Raw genomic sequence first — 18,475 nt, 5'->3', positions numbered from 1 at the left:
GCATTCGTGCGGTAAAATATTAAGTTAGAATCTAAACGTAACCCTTACAGGAGGCAACGATATGGAAACGGGAACTTCGCGTGTAAAAAGAGGTATGGCAGAGATGCAAAAAGGCGGCGTAATCATGGATGTCATGAACGCTGAGCAGGCTAAAATTGCAGAGGCAGCAGGAGCTACAGCTGTAATGGCTCTTGAACGGGTGCCTTCGGATATCCGTGCAGCTGGTGGGGTCGCTCGTATGGCTGACCCAACGATTGTGGAAGAAGTTATGAAGGTTGTTTCTATTCCTGTTATGGCTAAGGCTCGCATCGGTCACTTTGTAGAGGCAAAGGTACTGGAATCTCTCGGTGTTGACTATCTCGATGAGAGCGAAGTGCTGACACCTGCGGATGAAGTTTTCCATATTGATAAGCGGGAGTTCACCGTTCCATTTGTTTGCGGAGCCAAGGATCTGGGAGAAGCGCTGCGTCGTATTGGTGAGGGTGCATCTATGATCCGTACGAAGGGCGAACCGGGAACTGGGAATATTGTTGAGGCCGTTCGGCATATGCGTTTTATCAATGGTCAAATTCGCAAGGTGCAAAACTTGTCGAAGGACGAGCTGTATGCAGAAGCGAAAAACCTCGGAGTTGCTTATGAACTGCTGTTGGAAGTGCATGAGCTTGGCAAGCTGCCTGTGGTCAACTTTGCAGCGGGTGGTGTAGCGACACCTGCCGATGCCGCGTTAATGATGCATTTAGGCGCTGATGGCGTCTTTGTAGGTTCTGGTATTTTCAAATCGGATAGCCCTGAGAAGTTTGCACGTGCAATCGTGGAAGCGACCACTCATTATACGGATTACAAGCTAATCGCAGAAGTCTCCAAGAATTTGGGAACTCCTATGAAAGGCATTGAAATTTCCAAACTGGCACCGCATGAGCGCATGCAGGATCGTGGTTGGTAAGAAAGAAGGGACCGGCATGAAAATAGGTGTATTGTCGCTGCAAGGCGCTGTAGCTGAACATATACGAAGCGTTGAACGTGCGGGTGCGGAAGGTATAGCGGTGAAGAAGATCGAACAGCTCGATGAGCTGTCCGGTCTTATCATTCCCGGTGGTGAAAGTACCACTATCGGTAAGCTAATGCGCAAGTATAATTTTATAGAGGCTGTACGTCAGTTTTCCAATCAAGGCAAGCCTGTATTTGGTACTTGCGCGGGATTGATTGTACTGGCTAAAACGATTCAAGGACAGGAAGAAGCACATTTGGGACTCATGGATATTACAGTATCGCGTAATGCATTTGGTCGCCAAAGAGAAAGCTTTGAAACAGACTTGAACATTAAAGGGATTGAGGAACCGGTTCGTGCTGTATTTATACGCGCGCCATTAATACAGTCTGTTGGAACGGGAGTAGATGTGCTGTCTGAGTATAACGGCGAGATCGTGGCAGCCCGTCAGGGTCATTTGCTGGCTTCATCCTTCCATCCGGAGTTAACAGACGATTACCGGTTACATCAGTATTTTGTGGATATGGTCCGCGAATAGGGGAAAGTCAGGTTTGTAGTGTAGGAGGGATTACCTGTGTTAGATATAAAGATTTTACGTAATGAGCTTGGTCGGGTTGAGAAAGCTTTGCAGAACAGGGGGAAATCTCTGGATCTGATTAATGGTTTTACAGATCTGGATGTAAGCCGTCGTGAGTTACTTCAAGAAAGCGAAGGACTCAAAAATCGTCGGAACGTGGTATCCGGTGAAGTAGCCAAATTGAAGAAGAATAAGGAAAATGCGGATGATCTGATTGCAGAAATGCGTCAAGTCTCCGATCGTATTAAAGAATTAGATGAGCAAGTACGCGAACTGGAAGTACAGATCGACGAACTGGTGATGTCTATTCCGAATATTCCTAATGAAACAGTACCTGTAGGTGCATCGGAAGAGGATAATGTAGAAATCCGTCGCTGGTCGGAGCCACGCGAGTTTTCTTTTACACCTAAAGCGCATTGGGAATTGGCTCAGGATCTAGATATTCTTGATTTTGAGGCAGCAGCCAAGGTAACGGGTTCTCGTTTTACGTTCTACAAAGGACTGGGAGCAAGATTAGAGCGTGCGCTGATTAACTTTATGATGGATCTGCACAGCAGTGAGCATGGTTATGAAGAAATGCTTCCTCCATACATCGTAAATCGGGACAGCTTGTACGGAACGGGTCAACTTCCGAAGTTTGAAGAAGATTTGTTCAAGCTGCGTGATACTGAGTATTATCTCATTCCTACGGCTGAAGTTCCGGTAACGAACTACCATCGTGAAGAGATTATGAATGCGGAGCAGCTTCCGAAATATTATGTGGCATACAGCTCTTGCTTTCGCTCAGAGGCAGGATCAGCAGGACGTGATACACGTGGCCTGATCCGTCAGCATCAGTTCAATAAGGTAGAGATGCTTAAGCTGGTTCACCCGGATACCTCCTATGAGGAATTGGAGAAAATGACGAATAATGCTGAGCGTGTTTTACAGCTGCTCGGACTTCCATATCGTGTGCTGGCACTTTGCACTGGAGATATGGGTTTTACGTCTGCCAAAACTTACGATCTGGAAGTATGGTTGCCTGAGAGTGGCATGTACCGCGAGATTTCTTCTTGTTCAAACACAGAAGACTTCCAAGCGCGTCGTGCAAACATCCGTTTCCGTCCAGATTCGAAGGCAAAGCCTGAATTTGTACATACGCTGAACGGTTCAGGATTGGCTGTAGGGCGGACTGTGGCTGCTATTTTGGAGAACTATCAGCAAGAGGATGGAAGCATCGTGATCCCAGAAGTCCTGCGTTCATACATGCGAGGCATAGAGGTTATTGCTCCTAAGCAGTAAGTGTTGCATTCTTAGAAATCCTGTGGTAAAATAATTTTGTTGCGCCTGAGTATGTTAAAAGGGAAGCAGCTTTATCCATTTACCACCTGGAGAGGTACCGAAGCGGTCATAACGGGGCGGTCTTGAAAACCGTTAGAGTGCAAGCTCACATGGGTTCGAATCCCATCCTCTCCGCCATATTTTAAATAAACCAAGTCATTCAAATACGATAGCTGATACAGTGGCCTTTATAAGCTAATGATCAGGAATTGTGGAGAATGGCTTTTTTGTTGTATAAAAAGCTCGTTTTTTTCACACGTTATCAGATGTGGAGGTGCTGGCATGAATCGAGAAATGACAGTAGACCAGCAAAAGCTGGTAGAGGCCTGGCAGGAACAACTGCCGATTCTTTTGAATTCAGGGGACAAATCACAGGTACAGGCAGATGAAGCCAATAACCGGGCTATACGAATCCACATCGAGGTTGAAGGCCGACAAATGTACTCCTTTGATTTTGCATGTACTTATGTAGACTCCCGGGAAGTACAGGTTAGCTTAGTCGATGTAGAGCGGGACGGACAGTCTGTGGATGAACGAACAGATATCATTCAGCAGTTAGTGTCCGATTATACTCGGCATATTCACCAATGTGCCCAAACATTACAGTCGTTGACGCATTCGTAGGTCATGAAGGAATGAGGAGGAAGGCTACATGACAAAAGCCAAAAACGGACTGGATAAAAACCTGTCTAACATTGTTGATGATTTGGAGCAACGTCCAGTTAATAGTCATCAGGCACAGCAAGTGCAGCAGGATCGTAATGATCGCCGTCATCAGGATTCACTAAATCACGATAAAACGGAAGATCTACACCATCTATAGTCCTATTTTAATGGTAATAAACGGATTCGTTGATGTACCAAAAATATAGACTGAGAATGGAGGATGCATAAATGAGCAAGCCTAAAGCCATTCCTGTTCCCGAAGCACAGGATTCTGGTGGAAGTAACGAAAAGCGTGAGCGTAGTCATCAGCAGGAGCCGTTATCCGGTTCCAAGAAGGTGAAACAGCGGAATCACGTGGATCACCATAATAGAGAAGGCTCATAAGCAGGCAGACCTTTCTCCTAAAATATATTGCATAGTGTAAGACACCCTGGTTAGAGAGCCAGGGTGTCTTTGTGCTTATTGTAAGAAAATTTTCCAATAAGTGTTTCGCCGTTTGAGAATATGAGTTAAAATAGAGGGTGTGTATTTTTTTGTTAGCATAAATAAAGGGGTTAAATACGAGAGGAGAGAATCTACACAATGAGTAAAAAGTTATCCGTCTTGGTACTCACTATGGTGTTGCTTATGACGGTAGCCCTGGTAGGTTGTAGCAAGAAGTTAGAACCGAAGGAAGCTGTTACGACCGGTACAGCTAATGCAATGAAATTGAATTCTTATGAATCCAAAAGTCAATTCACGATTAAGGAACTGACCATTACATCCGCTTCTGTTCCAAGTGAGCAAAGTGCAATGGTAACTAGCATGCTGAAAAATGCTGATATTACGTTGGATGGTGTATACCAAAAAGAACCTTTCCAATCTGAAATGACGCTCGGTATTCATTTGAAGGGTGATCTTTCCACCAGCTTCACGATTCCAATGGTAATGACTAAAGATAAACTGTACGTTAAAATTCCTAATATTCCATTTTACCCGCTTCCACAGGATGTTGTAGGTAAATTCCTGATCATTGATCCACAAGAACTGGCTAAACAATCAGGACAAGAATTTAACCCTGCAGCCATGGATCAGGAAAAATCGCAGAAATTTGCGAATGAAGTGATTGCTGCTATTATGAACGAGTATGATCAAGCTACGTACTTCTTTGATATTGATCCTAAAGACGCTAAATTGCCACAAGGCGTTGAAGCTAAACAAGTAGTTCAGTTCAAAATAACGAACGACAATGTGAAGCAAGCGACCAATACATTTATCACTAAGGCGCTTCCTAAAGTCCTTGATGTGATGTCTAAAGATGAATATGCTGGCATGCTTCAAGTGAAGAAGGAAGAGCTGGCTGAAGCGAAGAAAGAACTGCAATCCAACACCAGCGAAGTTAGCAAAAAGCTGGATGAGTTGAAAAACTACTTGACAGTGAAACAGTTTGATATTAACACAGCTTTGAACAAGGATGACATTCCTGTGTATCAAGACCTGAATGCGAATGTAGAGATGAATGATCCGGCTACAAAAGACAATGTAAAATTGTCCGTAACAGGCTACACGCAATACAGCAAAATCAATGCTAAAGCAGCATTTAAAGTGGGTATTCCAACAGGTGATCAAGTCCTGACTATGGAACAACTGCAACAAAAAATGCAAACTGTTGCTCCTTAATTATGGGATGACATGATTGCAAAACATCATTTTTTTCGTATATGATGTAAGAAAACCGCTCGGCATAAGCCGGGCGGTTTTTTGTTTACTGTTAATGTTGTCCCTGTGCAGTCATTTAGCTCTGCCACACGTCATCCTCAGCCAAAAGTCCAAACATCTGGTGATCCTGCCATGCACCCTGAATCTGTATAAGCTTGCGAGCAATGCCTTCTGGCTGGAAGCCGCATTTTTTTAATACACGTTGTGAGGGATCATTATGCAAAAGGGTACCCGCTTGGAGACGATGTAGAGATAAGGCACGAAAGGCATATTGTATGATCAACTTTAAGGCAGCGGTCATATGCCCTTTACCCTGTTCATGATGATCCATCATGTAGCCGATATCAGCGAATTGTCCAACTCCACGTACTAGATTGGAAATAGAGATATAACCGATGAGCCGTTCTTCCTTTAAGAGAAAGATACCGAACACGTAACCTCGATCCTCTTCGGCTTGCCGCAATTTCTGACGGATGTAATCCTGCTGTTTCTCTAATGTGAAAAATGAATCCTCGTAAAGCGGCTCATAAGGCGCATGGGAATCCCTATTTCGGTGCCTAAGGGCGAGAAGGGCTTCGCTATCCGCCAAGCTAAATGGCCGTAAAAAGATACCTTGAGGCGTATTATACAAGCTCATAGGCATGAGGTGATCTCCTTCCATGGGGAATTAGCAATGAGATGAAGTGTTTTGGAATTTTCCCCCTCAGGATGAAGATAGGGGAGGAGACAATTTGGCGGCCGCTCTTTTTTGCCGGAGATGCCGAAAAAAGCTCGTTAGCAACGAGGCACATTCCTCCTGAAGTACACCACTGGTTACCTCTGTGCAATGATTGAACCGAGGCTCCTGTAATAAATTCATCAGCGTGCCTGCGCAGCCTGCCTTGGGATCTGTAGTTCCGTATATCAAATGGGGAACCCGTGATTGAACAATGGCTCCGGCGCACATTGGACACGGCTCCAGAGTGACATACAGCCTACAATCCAGCAGGCGCCAAGCGCCTAAGTGCTCACTGGCCTGACGAATGGCAACCATCTCTGCATGTGCGGTTGGGTCAGCATCCGTCTCGCGCAAATTGTAACCGCGGCCGATGATTTCATTATCTTTTACGATGACAGCTCCGATGGGGACTTCACCTAACGTTTCTGCCTTATACGCTTCCTGAATGGCTTCTTTCATCCAATAGGCGTGATCCATAGTGGTCACTGGGAAAATGCTCCTTTCAAACGCGGAATTATCCAACGAACAAATATTCCGTTGTTAACATGATGTGAATAAAATTGTGGATAACAAGGCACTTGTCCACAGGTTTATCCACAGTTTATAATAAAATCTGTGTATTTGTGGACTACCTGTGGATGATTATCTTCTTATATTGTAGGCAAACGCCCGTCTATTGACAATACTGTACACAAGGTGTGTATTTATGTATATCCGGTAAATGTAAATGCTGGTATCAGAGGCGCTATTACGGTATCATTGAGTTAGCAATTGCCAGTAATCGCCAGCATACGGCAAGAGGTGAGAAATCAGTGTGTCGATAAAAATCAGAATAACGATCATTTTGTCGGGGTCCGTCTTGTTTATCCTGTTGTTAAACATCGCACTCAATTATTACACGACCCACGAAAATCTAAGAAGTGACAGTGAAACTAAAATGGTTCTGACCGCTAAAATTATCGGAGGAGCTATCGAACAAACCCAACATAGCTGGGAGGCCGTTGACAAACAGCTCGGATATAATCTGTGGCTTTCTGCCACGTTGGCTGCCAATCAGCTCGATCCTGACATCCGAAATATTCAGCAGGAACAGCTTCAACAGATAGCCACACTCCACAGGGATATTAATATTTCTTTGATGATTCGAGACGGGCAGGGGTATAAGGTTGTCAAATCCTCCGATCCTAAAGAAGTAACGCCATCCGATCCATTGACCGGGCATTGGAAAAATGCAGTTGACCAATTATATGAGCATGGACAGGCTGCAATGGCGCAAGGTCAGAAACTGGATCATTTTTGGACCGGATCATTTGACTACACGGGTTCAGACTCCTCACATATTAATAAATGGGGATTTTATTATGACCAAAAACGTAACTACTTAATTCGAATTTCCTTTCAGGATACTTCAGTACAAAATTTCATAACCATCCTGAGTCCCGATGAGATCGTAAAGCAAACCCAACAAGTGGATTATCGCATCATGGAGATTACAGGAATTAACCCTGCAACCTTTGGTGGCGCTACGATGGACAAGAACGGGAACGACTGGAAATACTATTACATGTACAACAAACCGATCCAATTCGGCACGTATCAACTAACGAGAGTGCAGGAGGATCGTTTGGCCGTGTCCAGGGCTATCATCTCGGGGGAGAGTATTGTACAAGACTGCTATATTAAAGGCGAACGGGTTCTCGTCAGTTACATACCTTTTTATCCGGCTAACCGTGATGCCTATGTTATCCGTATTGTTATGAATTATGATACGATCACTTCTGTTATTTCCAAGCAATTGATTAGTTTAATTGCCATTTCAATTGTCCTTTTAGAGGTTGTGATCATTGGAAGCTATGTGCTTGCCAGTCTGTTTGTCCGTCCAATTCAGTCGATTCTGGGCAAAGTGAACGAGATGGCTGATGGTCATTTTGATACACGGCTAGAAATCAAGGGTGGTCATGAGCTTGCACAGTTGGGTGAGCGCATCAATGCGATGGCCTACAATTTGGGGGTGTATACGAGAAGACTCGAACAAATGTATGAAGAGAACCGTTCTGTAAAGGAGCATCTGGAATCGGTTATTAATCAGACAGCAGATGCGATTCATGTGACTGATGAAGAGGATCGTGTCGTTCGGGTCAATCATGCCTTCGAAGCTTTGTACGGCTGGACCAAGAAAGAGTTGGTTGGTCGTAAGCTGGAGTTTGTACCTCCGCAGCAACAGGAGGAGTATGAATTTCAGAAGAAGAGTCTGCTTCAGGGAGAGAGCATCGTATCAAGTGAGTCCCTTAGAATGCGTAAGGATGGAAGTACGGTAGAGATTAGTATGAGCACGTCTCCTATTCTGGATGAAGAAGGCCAGATTTTGGGGTTTATCTGCGTGTCGCGTGATATCACGGGTCGCAACCGGATGGAGGAGCTGTTGCGCAGATCAGAGAAACTGACAACCGTCGGACAACTAGCGGCAGGTGTAGCGCATGAGATTCGTAATCCGCTAACCACGCTACGTGGCTTTCTCCAACTACAGCAGCAAAATCAAGTGTTGAATATGAAACACAACGATATTATGATGTCTGAGCTGGATCGCATTAATTTGATCGTAAGCGAGTTTTTAATTCTGGCGAAGCCACAGGCGGTGCATTTTCAGAAAAAAGATGTTCGCTATATTGTGAGCGATGTGATTTCTTTACTAGATAGTCAGGCGCATCTGCTGGGCATTGTATTCAATCTTCAGGTCACGGACGAGCCTGCCCTGGTATACGCCGAAGAAAATCAGTTAAAACAGGTATTCATTAATTTACTTAAAAATAGCATGGAGGCTATGAGTAAAGGTGGTATCATCACGATTCATTTGTTCTTGGAGGGAGAAAGCGTTAAAATCTTCATACGGGACCAGGGAACGGGTATTCCTGCAGAAATGCTGTCCAAGCTAGGAGAACCTTTTTTCACAAACAAAGAAACAGGGACAGGACTAGGACTTATGGTCAGCCAGCGTATTATACAGAGTCATAAAGGCACACTGGATATTGAAAGCACAGAGGGAGAGGGAACGACAGCCCTGGTGCAGCTTCCGATTGCCAAGCCGGAGTAACGGGCAGGGGCGCAGGAGGAAGTGTGTTAGTAGAAATGGAGGGTACACAGGTTGCGCATTAACAAGTTTATCAGCGAAACCGGTTTTTGCTCGCGCCGGGAGGCGGACAAGCTGGTAGAGAGCGGCAGCGTGACGATTAACGGCGAAGTGGCCGTGCTGGGTAGTCAAGCGGAGGAAGGCGATGATGTTCGCGTGAACGGCAAGCCGCTGCGCGAGAAGTCCGATCACGTCTATATTGCATTGAACAAGCCGGTGGGCATTACAAGTACAACGGAGAGCCACATTAGAGGCAATGTTGTTGATTTTGTGGGGCACCCGCAGCGGATATTCCCGATTGGACGCCTGGATAAGGATTCGGAAGGTCTCATTTTACTTACCAATGATGGAGACATTGTGAATAAGATTTTACGGGCAGAAGGCAAGCATGAGAAAGAATATATCGTAACAGTGGATCGCCCTGTCATACCATCTTTTGTGCAGGGCATGTCCAGTGGTGTGAAAATACTCGGTCAGCGGACGCTACCTTGTGAGGTGACGCGTGTATCTGAGTATGTATTCCGTATTATCCTGACTGAAGGGAAAAATCGTCAGATCCGGCGTATGTGTGCTGCCTTCGGTTATGAAGTAAAAAAACTGCAACGGCTGCGAATCATGAATATTCGGTTGGGGTCCCTTCAGAAAGGTGCCTGGCGTGATCTGACAGAGGCTGAGAAGCAGGAGCTTGGCCAGATGCTCGATTATACGCTTAGCTAATGCCAGAGGGGCTTTGTATAGCCTACAGCGTATGATCCTCTTATCAGATAAGGCCAGAGTACAGGAAGCATAAACAAAGAGGCACCAGCTGCATAAAAATGCGGCGGTGCCTTTGTTCATATAACATATGCATAATCAACCTTCACTCGAGCTTGAGGTAGGACTGATGACTTGTGTCCCGTTCTGATATTTGCGGAGAACAGATATTTCAACACGACGGTTTTTGGAGCGTCCTTGACCATCTTGATTGCTTGCCAATGGACGATACTCGCCATAACCGATGGATACAAACTTGGTTGGATCGAGATCTGGATTGAGCAACAAGATACGCAAGAAATTCAGAGAGCGCTTGGCGCTCAAATCAAAGTTGGACGGGAACTGGCTGTTGGAGATCGGTACATTATCCGTGTGACCCGATACGATAACATCATAGCCAGGGAACTGCTGAAGCATACTAGAAATAGACTTGGCCAGCTTTCTTGCTTCCGGCTTTACTTCGGCCTGCCCGGATGAAAACAAGGCATTATCACTAATGGTGATCATCAGCTGTGATTGGTTCAGCTTGGTATTCAGCAACGGGGTCAGGCCGTTATTTTGAATGTATTGATCCATTTGTTTTTTAAGTTTTTTTAAATCTTCTTCTTCCCGCTGGGCCAACTGTTTTTGCAGTTCAGAGGTAGAAGTAGCCTTCGATTTTAAGGGTTGTGATACTTGTTCTTTATTTTTGCCCATATCCATGGATTGTGACGACGGATTCGCGGCCGAGTGATCCAGCACGCCAGTGCCGCCACTAAAAGCTGCACTCAGGGATTGAGCCATAGTTTCAAATTTTTTGGCGTCGAGCGAGCTCATACCGAATAAGACAATGAAAAGAGCCAACAGAAGGGTCATTAAGTCGGAATATGGCAACAGCCAGCTTTCGTCAGCATGCTCTTCATGCGGTTCATGTCTCTTTTTACTCACTGGAATCGCCATCCTTCTGGGTCAACGTAGCCCGTTCGGTCGGAGTCAGGAAGATCGTCAGTTTCTGACTGATGGCAATCGTCGATATCCCCGATTGAATGGAAAGCAGACCTTCGACCATCATTAATTTAAGCTCTACTTCTTTTTTGGATAACCGTTTGAGCTTGTTGGACATCGGATGCCACAGGACATAACCTGTAAAAATACCGAGCAACGTCGCAATGAAGGCTGCTGCAATGGCATGAGAAAGCTTTTCCATGTCACTAAGGTCGGCCAGAGCGGCGATCAGACCTACAACCGCACCGAGTACCCCGAGCGTTGGAGCGTACATACCAGCTTGAGAGAAGATCAGCGCGCCAGAGCGATGTCGGTCCTCGGTAGCATTGATATCCTCCATCAGAACGTCCCGTACGAATTCCTGATCATTTCCGTCAATAATCATTCGCATGCCGCCACGCATAAAGGGATCGTCGATTTCCTCTACCTTAGATTCCAAGGCGAGCAGACCTTCACGACGGGTAATGGATGCCCACTCGGTAAACGTACCGATGAGCTCTTTGCGGTCTAACAGTTTTTGTTCGGTGAAAATAACCTTGAACAGCTTCGGAATCCGTTTGATTTCTGCCATCGGGAAGGCCATAAATATACTCGCTGCCGTTCCGACGAAAATAATCATGTAAGCAGCGGGATTATTGACCAGATTGACGACCGGAGCGCCTTTTAAGATCATCCCGACGACCAGTGACATAATCCCGAGCACAAGTCCGATAATGGTTGAAATTTGCATGATACACCTCATCCATGAGAATAGATTTTGAATCCTTTCATGCCGCCGGGGTCGTCCTTGCCCCAAGCGCGTCATTACAAGACGGATTATAGTATTTATCGACAAAACTCTCTTTTTTGTTAAGTGCGAATTTCCGGTATAATAAGGTGATTATGTATTGAATGGCGGAACCATTGGAGGAAATGGCATGGGAGTAAAGCATGGGCGTGAGTATGAACAAATTTTGAACGATTTGACAGAGGCTGTGGGACGCATCCCAGACAGCTATGAATTTTTTGAGATGGAAGCAGAAGATTGGGACAGGCTGGACCCGGCGGGACGCCAGGAAGTCAATGAAGCTTTGGCAGAAGACTTATTTTATGCACTGGGTACAGAGCCCATAATCACTGTAGGCAGTGGCGTTGTGATCTATGAGCCGGAGCAGCATCGTATCTATGTACTCATTGGAGACGAGGAGCTGACGTCAGTCCCTTTGATTTGAGGTCCGTCTTATGGATTTATCAACGGGGCCGTGGTAATATGTACACCAATATATCGTAGTTTTGGCCGTATTTAAGCGGTCGAAAGGCTTCCGTATAAACGGGGAGGAGTTCGTAACATGCCTTTTACACAAGAAGAGATTGAAGCACATCTGGAGAAACTGGAGGGCTGGGAACTGGAGGAAGGACGTTGGATCGTTCGGAAATATAATTTTTCCAGTTTTATGAAAGGGATTGCATTCGTGGATGAAGTTGCCGCTATATCTGAAGCATTCAATCATCATCCATTTATTACGATTGATTACAAGACCGTGACTCTGCGTTTGACCTCTTGGGACGACGGCGGTATTATGGCCGTGGATATTAAGGAAGCCCAACAATATAATGAAGCTTTTGAAAAAATGCGCAGCAGTCATTGAGCTTGTAATGATCTGTCGTATGATGATAAAAGCGCCTTCGCTATACAACATCGCGGTTGTATGCCGAAGGCGCTTTTATCATAGAACCTGGGTTTGGTGTTCGGGACGATATACCATACAAAAAAACGGTTTTTTGCCATCGGGAGTCTGGCGTTCATAGGTATCTGTAAGCTCAAATCCAGCCGCCTTGTAAGCCCGGATAGCGCGCCCATTCCAAGTGAGTACCTCTAGATCAATTTCATTCTTCGGGTTGCGTCGTTGTGCTTCCTCTGCAATGGCACGGACAAAATCAGCGCCTTTGCCATGTCCGCATCTTTCAGGATGCATTCCAAGACCTAGCCGGGTCACACCGATCATAGGAAAATATTGAGCAAATCCCGTCAGCTTATTCTCTTCATCCAGTACGGCAACATATTGCTCTTGGCGAAGCGTGGGACTTCCAAATTCGACTTCAAGCGCCTTCATTTGTTCCCAGGGGAGCCAACCGTATATATTATAAGGTGGATCATAGCGCCACTCACAGATTGCAGCCGCTTGATGCTCGTCCATCGGTACGATCCGATAGTTGGATATTGAGGCCGGCATGTGTTCCATCCTCCTTTTACAGGTACTTCAATCATTAACAACAGATTGTAGACAAGTTGCAGGGGAATGGCAAGCGTGTTTATTTCATACTCAAGTCGGGTATACATTCAATAAGAAGGATTTACTGCTCATATGCTCCCCCAGCGCTGACGGTAAAACCGACGATGTTCGCTAAAATTGAAACCTTTTGAGGCTTCAGTTCGTCAGTAATGATAATAATTGCTGATGTTGTGGACATAAAAAACCGCAATTCGATTCCGGCCAGAATCAAATTGCGGCTAGGGTTAGCTTGCTGTGCGTTAGTTATTCTACGTTGTCGTCATCAGGAATTTCTGAAGCTACAGAATGGTAAGCGTCTGTGCTCATAATTCTTTTTGCACCGACATAGCGGTTAGCGTAATAATTTTCGTTCAGTGAGCTAACTACTACACCACGTGAAGTCGAGGAGTGGGCAAATTTCCCTTCACCTACGAAGATACCTACATGGGAAATGCCTCTTCCTGTGGTGTTGAAGAACACCAGGTCTCCAGGTCTCATTTCGTCGCGGGATACAGAAGATCCCATTTTGAATTGTGATCCGGATTGATGCGGAAGTTTAATTCCCAGTTTGTTGAATACATACATTGTGAAGCCGGAGCAATCGAATCCCTCGAGTGTAGTGCCTCCGCTTCTGTAGCTCGTTCCTTTGGCATCTTGAATGACCTGGTCCATCTTAGAGTCTGCATATGCACTGCCGCCACCGAATGTAAAAGATGTAAAGGCAATGGCAAGACCCATAGCTGCGATCGTTAGCTTCTTCTTCAAAAAAAATATACCCCTTCCAATGCCTGCGAGGTTAGCTTAAGGATTCGGTAGAAGGTTCCCCTATGACCACTCTGTTGCGAGATCAATTCACCCAAACTGGTTCCCCCGCTTCCTAGGTGCCAGGAATTAGGCTTAACTTAAGATGTGCACCTTGGAGAGCAGTATTCACAATAACGTTATTTTTGAGATAAAGGTTACAATAAAGATTACAAAGTTGTTACTATCAGTTCACTGCGATTATTGTAACAAAGACGGCTGGCTTTGGCAAATGTTTCATTGCAAAAAGTTACAAAAAAAATCTGCTCCTAATGTCCAAGGAACAGATGTTGTTAACAGTATTCAGTTATGTGTCGTTTGCGCGGATATGAATCAAGATTTTTCGACAGACGGAAATGAAGTAAAAAACATAAAGGCAGGGCTTAACTTCTACTGGAGATATCGGTATGCCATAGTCTGTACTGCGAACTGATATGCCACAGCCTGACCAGACTAGTAACAAAATGATACGATTGCTGGAGAATGAGCGCCAGCATGCCAGTCCAAATCATCGCCACGGTGCCAAATAGACCGAAGACCAGCAGCACACAAGCACCAAGCAAAAGAGATATACCGACAGCTGGAAGGAGCTGGCGAAAGAAGGCGAGCAGGGACGATAGTATGGCGTGACCACCGACAGTCCCCAGTTGCATATACAGGATGCACTGCCGAATGAACCATCCGTATGCCATCCATCCCATGACATAGGGCAACAAATGCAGCAGATAAGAGGAAGATTGAAGTGCTCCTGCTACAATAGGGTAGAGTCTCGGTACTACCCAAATGGCGGGAAGCAGCAGCAGTCCCAACTCGATGATGTAATACAACAGCGACGACATGCCATGGCGTTTCATACCCTTGAAAAAGGACAGGCTTTGCGGTTCAGTCGCATCGGTATGCAGGCTTTGATATATTCCGGCTCTAATGAAGGGAGTGATCAGTATGCGTAGTACAGTCGCCCCTAGTAGTATCCACAAATACACATGTACTTCCCGGCTGTCCATCAGAGCAATCTGGCTCTCCATCCAAAACAAGGTCTGTCCCAGCTCGTTTTGACCCTGATCAGGATAACGGAGCAGTAGCGGGATAACGGCAGACTGCACCAGCCGATAGAGAAACACCCCCCACAGTAGTCGATACAGAAATAAAATGATAACGATATAGAATCGTATGCGCACCAGCGCCCAGCCCTCTTTTATAACAGTCCGCATCTATAGACACCTCACCATGACAGACTTCCAAGCAGTGTTTCTAACAGCTTGGTTACACTTACATTCCAACGGGTTTGTTGCTTTTCGTCCAATTCGGCTTTTAGGCTATTGTTAATGTGCTTGTTCTCCAGTGCAATGGTATATAGAGGATCAAGGGTTACATAGGAAACGGGAGAAGTACTTTTGATCCGAAAAGTTGTGCTTTTGCCCGCGCCGTCCCAAGCCTTGAATATCGTGGTACCATCCTTGAAGGTAAATTGGACAGGGATCTTGGGATAATCCGCCCCTTTTTTGCTGACCGTCACGACTGCTTCATATCCATTCTCCAGCTTTTGGTTCGTGATATGATCCACCGAAAAGTCCGCCATCTGGCCGTCATATACATACTGTTCAAAATAGTGGCTCCATGAGCGTCCGGTGGCTCTCTCCACGATACGTTGAAAATCCTGGGAGGATGGATGCTTGAATCGGTACGTCTGGACGTAGGTCCGCATAATCCGATCCATTTTTTTCATACCCACCTGACGTTCAATGCCCCGTAGTACCAGCTTGCCTCGAGAGTAGGCGTTTTGCGCGTACTCAGCAGCCGAGCCGTACTTCCATGACTCGCGGTTTAGCGGCTGTGGGGAGGCTATCTGTCCCGATTGTAATGGCAAGTTGGGGGTAAGCCCATATTCTTGCTCCATAAGCCGCTCCTCTGCATAGGAGGTGAAGCCTTCATCCAGCCACGGCTCCTCAAATTCGTTATTGGCTACCATTCCGTAGAAATATTGATGTCCAATCTCATGAACTAATGTTCGTTCCAGACTATAGCCAGGATTTAGATTACCCGCAGCAGCGGCTGTGATGAGTGTCGGATACTCCATACCGCCGGCTCCATTGCCTGATTTGGGTGGAACCACGATGGATAGGGTGGAATATGGATAAGGCCCGTACCATTTGCTGTAGTACGAAAGAGCGGCCTTCGCTGCGCTCATATAGCGCCCTTTGAGCTCCTTGTGCGACGGGTCAAGGTAGAGCTTGATTTTGACACCAGGGACTTCAGCAGAAGAAAAGGGTTCTTCTACGGTTACAAAGTTGGGTGAAGCGGACCAGGCAAAATCGTGTACATCATCGGCATAAAATTGATATATTTTTTGGCCGTTCTGTCGGACGGCACCACGGGTGGGAAATCCGGTCGCTGCTACGATATGAGTTTCAGGCACCCGAATCCGTACGCTGTAAATTCCAAAATCGGCATAAAACTCGGAGTTACCATGATACTGGTGGAGGTTCCAGCCCTCTTCGGCGCGTCCACGTTGCCCTGCAGTCTCGTAGACGCTGAGCTTCGGGAACCACTGTCCTGCCATTACAAAATCATCTGTCGCACCCATACGAGCGAAGATGGCGGGCAGTTTTACCTCAAACTTCATATATAATGTGATTTCTTCGCCACCTCGTACCGGCTTGGGTAGACGCACCTTCATGAGCGAACGGTCGCCTGCGTTACCGTCATCTGGCTGCACATATTGGATGCGGTGCATGAGAGATAAACCGTCTTCTGTTTTTAGTTCAGTCAGCGTCATGGAGCCAAAGCCGTCTTTGGGCATGGTGTCTCCGCGCAGCTTTCCACCGGATTCCTTCATAAAGGTGGTTTCCATGGAAGAGAAGGCATTCGGGTATAGATGAAGATACAGATCATTCACGGTTTTCTTGCCCGGATGCCTCCAGGTCAGTGTCTCAGTGCCTCGCAAAACCTGTCCTTTTTCCAGAGACACATCAATGTGGTACTCTACCACCCGTTTGCTGAGGATTTCTGTAGCGGGCTGTGGAGGGTTCTTGGGCAGGTCAGGCAGGATGTTTGCCCCTAGAGGCATGCCCATATTTGGGGCAAGCGCAGACTCAGACAGGGAGCCGTATAGTGGTTGGCCTATGGACTGCGGGTCTGATTGCGATTGGGGCTGCCAGGCAAACCATAACGTCCCTGCGAGGAGACCGAGGGCTAGTGTAGACAATAAAACGATTTTAGTGCGTGCTGGGGTCATACAATGGATACCTCCCGTTGACAAGCATCTACAGCATGTATATGTTTGCTTTCAGGAGATTATTAGTTAAAATATTTATAGTGTAGAATGAGTGTGAAGACGGAAAATGGAGGTCTAGTGACGCATGAGTGAAAATCAGCCGGACGGCAAAAAACAGATTGCACTGAACATTGTCAGTGGCAAGAGTAAACATAAGGGTTTCGGCGCAGGCTCAATCGACCTGAACAGCATGTCTCCGGTCATCATTGACCGAGGAGAGGCAAAAATTGATATCGGTGCCATGCATGCCAAAAGTAAAGTAGAACGTGGTATCAAGTTCTCTACGAATAAAGAGGATGTACCGAACGGACGCCAGGTATGGCTCGTATGGGTAGCCGTGGATCGTACGCCCGAAGGACGTATGTACGGCGGCGCCACCGCCTGCGAGATGCTGATTGACGACGAAGCCAAACGCGGCTGGAAAATCCTCGCCGATCACGTCAACCGTATGGATTACGCGCTCAAGCGTCGTTTCATGCTGGATGATCTCGGCAGCGAAGATAGAGCAGCGCTTAAAAGCCTGCTAATTTCGCATAACGAGGAATGGTGGGACGCTTCGCCTGAGGAATTGAAGCAGGCGCTGGAAGGATAGGCCCAGCGTTAACGCAGTAAAAAAAGCAGCCACTTCTGTGGGCTGCTTTTTTTATTTATCTGAGTTGACACTAACCTTTTAGTAAGTAGTTGTCCTGAAAGTGCATACTTACATATTTGTAGCGCTCACTTTATACTCAAAAATAAATAATACTTAAGGAGGACAATTCTTTGAAAACTCTTGTTATCGTTACACATCCAAGCATCGAGGCATCTGTCATAAATAGGCGATGGGTAGAAGAACTCAAAAAATATCCAGAAAAGTATACTATCCACGAATTGCATAAGGTTTACCCTGACGGGAACATTGATGTGGAAAAAGAGCAGCACTTCATTGAATCACATAGCAATCTCATTTTACAGTTCCCAGTTTATTGGTTTAACAGTCCGCCTCTCCTTAAAAAATGGCTTGACGATGTTTTTGTTTATGGCTGGGCTCATGGTTCAAATGGAGGTGACAAATTAAAGAATCGTAAGGTTGCTTTAGCAGTATCTGCCGGAAGTAAAAAAGAAGATTATAGTGAAGAAGGAAGATATCGCCATACACTTGAGCAGCTATTATCTCCTTTTGAAACAACCTTCCTATATTGCAATGCAGATTATCGTTCGTTCTTTGCGTTTTATGGTACAGAAAAAGAGTCTGGCGAAAATGAGATTGGTACGTCCGAAAGCGAATTGGAGAAAAGCGCACGAGATTATTTGAATTTTATTGACAGCCTGTAATAG

General features: G+C 45.9%; 21 protein-coding genes, 1 tRNA gene and 1 riboswitch. Of the genes, 14 read left to right on the top strand and 8 right to left on the bottom strand.

The genetic code is table 11. From position 1 onward, the window contains the following. The first annotated feature begins 61 nt into the window (after nucleotides 1-61). The 8 genes from pdxS to MHB54_RS12535 all read left to right on the top strand — a co-directional run bounded on the left by pdxS (nucleotide 62) and on the right by MHB54_RS12535 (nucleotide 5,210). On the top strand, nucleotides 62-943 hold the full coding sequence (pdxS, locus tag MHB54_RS12570) for a pyridoxal 5'-phosphate synthase lyase subunit PdxS (protein ID WP_025720037.1): 882 nt from the start codon (nucleotides 62-64) through the stop codon (nucleotides 941-943). 16 nt (nucleotides 944-959) lie between these two features. After that, nucleotides 960-1,526, top strand: a complete 567-nt coding sequence (gene pdxT, locus MHB54_RS12565) for a pyridoxal 5'-phosphate synthase glutaminase subunit PdxT (RefSeq protein WP_053324339.1) — start codon at nucleotides 960-962, stop codon at nucleotides 1,524-1,526. 36 nt (nucleotides 1,527-1,562) lie between these two features. Next, entirely contained in the window at nucleotides 1,563-2,846 is a 1,284-nt protein-coding gene (serS, locus tag MHB54_RS12560) for a serine--tRNA ligase (RefSeq protein ID WP_025720034.1), read from the top strand. Nucleotides 2,847-2,934: 88 nt separating this feature from the next. Beyond that, nucleotides 2,935-3,023, top strand: a tRNA-Ser gene (locus MHB54_RS12555). A gap of 144 nt (nucleotides 3,024-3,167) precedes the next feature. Next, nucleotides 3,168-3,509 carry a hypothetical protein gene (locus MHB54_RS12550; protein ID WP_013308177.1) on the top strand — a complete coding sequence of 114 codons (342 nt, stop codon included), beginning with the start codon at nucleotides 3,168-3,170 and terminating at the stop codon, nucleotides 3,507-3,509. Nucleotides 3,510-3,537: 28 nt separating this feature from the next. Further along, entirely contained in the window at nucleotides 3,538-3,708 is a 171-nt protein-coding gene (locus MHB54_RS12545; RefSeq protein WP_007428073.1) for a hypothetical protein, read from the top strand. 71 nt (nucleotides 3,709-3,779) lie between these two features. Then, nucleotides 3,780-3,935: a small acid-soluble spore protein P gene (locus MHB54_RS12540; RefSeq protein ID WP_025720032.1), complete on the top strand. Its 156-nt coding sequence runs from the start codon at nucleotides 3,780-3,782 to the stop codon at nucleotides 3,933-3,935. Nucleotides 3,936-4,133: 198 nt separating this feature from the next. Then, entirely contained in the window at nucleotides 4,134-5,210 is a 1,077-nt protein-coding gene (locus tag MHB54_RS12535) for a hypothetical protein (RefSeq protein WP_264454310.1), read from the top strand. A 115-nt stretch (nucleotides 5,211-5,325) separates the two neighbouring features. On the opposite strand, the gene MHB54_RS12530 is transcribed toward MHB54_RS12535, so the two are convergent. Continuing rightward, nucleotides 5,326-5,892: a GNAT family N-acetyltransferase gene (locus MHB54_RS12530; protein ID WP_053324342.1), complete on the bottom strand. Its 567-nt coding sequence runs from the start codon at nucleotides 5,890-5,892 to the stop codon at nucleotides 5,326-5,328. 60 nt (nucleotides 5,893-5,952) lie between these two features. Beyond that, nucleotides 5,953-6,453 (bottom strand): tRNA adenosine(34) deaminase TadA, encoded by a 501-nt coding sequence (gene tadA, locus MHB54_RS12525; RefSeq protein ID WP_028542604.1) that lies wholly within the window; start codon nucleotides 6,451-6,453, stop codon nucleotides 5,953-5,955. A gap of 328 nt (nucleotides 6,454-6,781) precedes the next feature. On the opposite strand from tadA, the gene MHB54_RS12520 reads away from it, so the two are divergent. Continuing rightward, nucleotides 6,782-9,058, top strand: a complete 2,277-nt coding sequence (locus tag MHB54_RS12520) for a PAS domain S-box protein (protein ID WP_028542603.1) — start codon at nucleotides 6,782-6,784, stop codon at nucleotides 9,056-9,058. A gap of 51 nt (nucleotides 9,059-9,109) precedes the next feature. Further along, a complete protein-coding gene (gene rluF / locus MHB54_RS12515; RefSeq protein ID WP_028542602.1) occupies nucleotides 9,110-9,811 on the top strand; it encodes a 23S rRNA pseudouridine(2604) synthase RluF in 702 nt (233 codons plus the stop codon). Between the two features lie 135 nt (nucleotides 9,812-9,946). On the opposite strand, the gene motB is transcribed toward rluF, so the two are convergent. Then, the gene (gene motB / locus MHB54_RS12510; protein WP_025723781.1) at nucleotides 9,947-10,774 is read right to left on the bottom strand and encodes a flagellar motor protein MotB; all 828 of its coding nucleotides are present in this window, start codon (nucleotides 10,772-10,774) and stop codon (nucleotides 9,947-9,949) included. Next, nucleotides 10,767-11,561 carry a flagellar motor stator protein MotA gene (gene motA, locus MHB54_RS12505; protein WP_028542601.1) on the bottom strand — a complete coding sequence of 265 codons (795 nt, stop codon included), beginning with the start codon at nucleotides 11,559-11,561 and terminating at the stop codon, nucleotides 10,767-10,769. Before motA ends, motB begins: the two co-directional genes overlap by 8 nt. A 187-nt stretch (nucleotides 11,562-11,748) precedes the next feature. On the opposite strand from motA, the gene MHB54_RS12500 reads away from it, so the two are divergent. Further along, nucleotides 11,749-12,042 (top strand): hypothetical protein, encoded by a 294-nt coding sequence (locus MHB54_RS12500; protein ID WP_028542600.1) that lies wholly within the window; start codon nucleotides 11,749-11,751, stop codon nucleotides 12,040-12,042. A gap of 117 nt (nucleotides 12,043-12,159) precedes the next feature. Next, the gene (locus tag MHB54_RS12495) at nucleotides 12,160-12,459 is read left to right on the top strand and encodes a 4a-hydroxytetrahydrobiopterin dehydratase (RefSeq protein WP_007428083.1); all 300 of its coding nucleotides are present in this window, start codon (nucleotides 12,160-12,162) and stop codon (nucleotides 12,457-12,459) included. A gap of 78 nt (nucleotides 12,460-12,537) precedes the next feature. Here MHB54_RS12495 and MHB54_RS12490 read toward each other — a convergent pair whose 3' ends face one another. The 4 genes from MHB54_RS12490 to MHB54_RS12475 all read right to left on the bottom strand — a co-directional run bounded on the left by MHB54_RS12490 (nucleotide 12,538) and on the right by MHB54_RS12475 (nucleotide 17,119). Beyond that, nucleotides 12,538-13,044 (bottom strand): GNAT family N-acetyltransferase, encoded by a 507-nt coding sequence (locus MHB54_RS12490; RefSeq protein ID WP_028542599.1) that lies wholly within the window; start codon nucleotides 13,042-13,044, stop codon nucleotides 12,538-12,540. 303 nt (nucleotides 13,045-13,347) lie between these two features. After that, entirely contained in the window at nucleotides 13,348-13,848 is a 501-nt protein-coding gene (locus tag MHB54_RS12485; RefSeq protein WP_025723776.1) for a C40 family peptidase, read from the bottom strand. A 5-nt stretch (nucleotides 13,849-13,853) separates the two neighbouring features. Next, nucleotides 13,854-13,991, bottom strand: a riboswitch (cyclic di-AMP (ydaO/yuaA leader). 276 nt (nucleotides 13,992-14,267) lie between these two features. Beyond that, nucleotides 14,268-15,095 carry a hypothetical protein gene (locus MHB54_RS12480; protein WP_028542598.1) on the bottom strand — a complete coding sequence of 276 codons (828 nt, stop codon included), beginning with the start codon at nucleotides 15,093-15,095 and terminating at the stop codon, nucleotides 14,268-14,270. Nucleotides 15,096-15,106: 11 nt separating this feature from the next. Beyond that, complete coding sequence (locus tag MHB54_RS12475; RefSeq protein ID WP_071559516.1) at nucleotides 15,107-17,119, bottom strand: M1 family metallopeptidase; 2,013 nt, start codon at nucleotides 17,117-17,119, stop codon at nucleotides 15,107-15,109. Nucleotides 17,120-17,243: 124 nt separating this feature from the next. Between MHB54_RS12475 and MHB54_RS12470 the strand changes: the two genes are divergently transcribed. Then, the gene (locus MHB54_RS12470; RefSeq protein ID WP_028542596.1) at nucleotides 17,244-17,750 is read left to right on the top strand and encodes a YwhD family protein; all 507 of its coding nucleotides are present in this window, start codon (nucleotides 17,244-17,246) and stop codon (nucleotides 17,748-17,750) included. 170 nt (nucleotides 17,751-17,920) lie between these two features. After that, a complete protein-coding gene (locus MHB54_RS12465) occupies nucleotides 17,921-18,472 on the top strand; it encodes an NAD(P)H-dependent oxidoreductase (protein ID WP_028542595.1) in 552 nt (183 codons plus the stop codon). The last annotated feature ends 3 nt before the right edge of the window (nucleotides 18,473-18,475 follow it).

This window comes from Paenibacillus sp. FSL M7-0802, assembly GCF_038004945.1.
Classification (GTDB): Bacteria; Bacillota; Bacilli; order Paenibacillales; family Paenibacillaceae; genus Paenibacillus; species Paenibacillus polymyxa_B.
Note: the sequence above shows the minus strand (reverse complement) of the source record. Positions and strands in the feature narration are given on the sequence as shown.

Excerpts from the sequence above, each read along its gene's own strand:
- MHB54_RS12480 (WP_028542598.1), bottom strand. The coding sequence starts at position 15,095 with ATGCGGACTGTTATAAAAGAGGGCTGGGCGCTGGTGCGCATACGATTC.
- MHB54_RS12495 (WP_007428083.1), top strand. The coding sequence starts at position 12,160 with ATGCCTTTTACACAAGAAGAGATTGAAGCACATCTGGAGAAACTGGAG.
- MHB54_RS12540 (WP_025720032.1), top strand. The coding sequence starts at position 3,780 with ATGAGCAAGCCTAAAGCCATTCCTGTTCCCGAAGCACAGGATTCTGGT.
- MHB54_RS12545 (WP_007428073.1), top strand. The coding sequence starts at position 3,538 with ATGACAAAAGCCAAAAACGGACTGGATAAAAACCTGTCTAACATTGTT.
- MHB54_RS12530 (WP_053324342.1), bottom strand. The coding sequence starts at position 5,892 with ATGCCTATGAGCTTGTATAATACGCCTCAAGGTATCTTTTTACGGCCA.
- MHB54_RS12490 (WP_028542599.1), bottom strand. The coding sequence starts at position 13,044 with ATGCCGGCCTCAATATCCAACTATCGGATCGTACCGATGGACGAGCAT.
- MHB54_RS12535 (WP_264454310.1), top strand. The coding sequence starts at position 4,134 with ATGAGTAAAAAGTTATCCGTCTTGGTACTCACTATGGTGTTGCTTATG.
- MHB54_RS12475 (WP_071559516.1), bottom strand. The coding sequence starts at position 17,119 with ATGACCCCAGCACGCACTAAAATCGTTTTATTGTCTACACTAGCCCTC.
- MHB54_RS12550 (WP_013308177.1), top strand. The coding sequence starts at position 3,168 with ATGAATCGAGAAATGACAGTAGACCAGCAAAAGCTGGTAGAGGCCTGG.
- motA (WP_028542601.1), bottom strand. The coding sequence starts at position 11,561 with ATGCAAATTTCAACCATTATCGGACTTGTGCTCGGGATTATGTCACTG.
- MHB54_RS12470 (WP_028542596.1), top strand. The coding sequence starts at position 17,244 with ATGAGTGAAAATCAGCCGGACGGCAAAAAACAGATTGCACTGAACATT.
- MHB54_RS12500 (WP_028542600.1), top strand. The coding sequence starts at position 11,749 with ATGGGAGTAAAGCATGGGCGTGAGTATGAACAAATTTTGAACGATTTG.
- pdxS (WP_025720037.1), top strand. The coding sequence starts at position 62 with ATGGAAACGGGAACTTCGCGTGTAAAAAGAGGTATGGCAGAGATGCAA.
- pdxT (WP_053324339.1), top strand. The coding sequence starts at position 960 with ATGAAAATAGGTGTATTGTCGCTGCAAGGCGCTGTAGCTGAACATATA.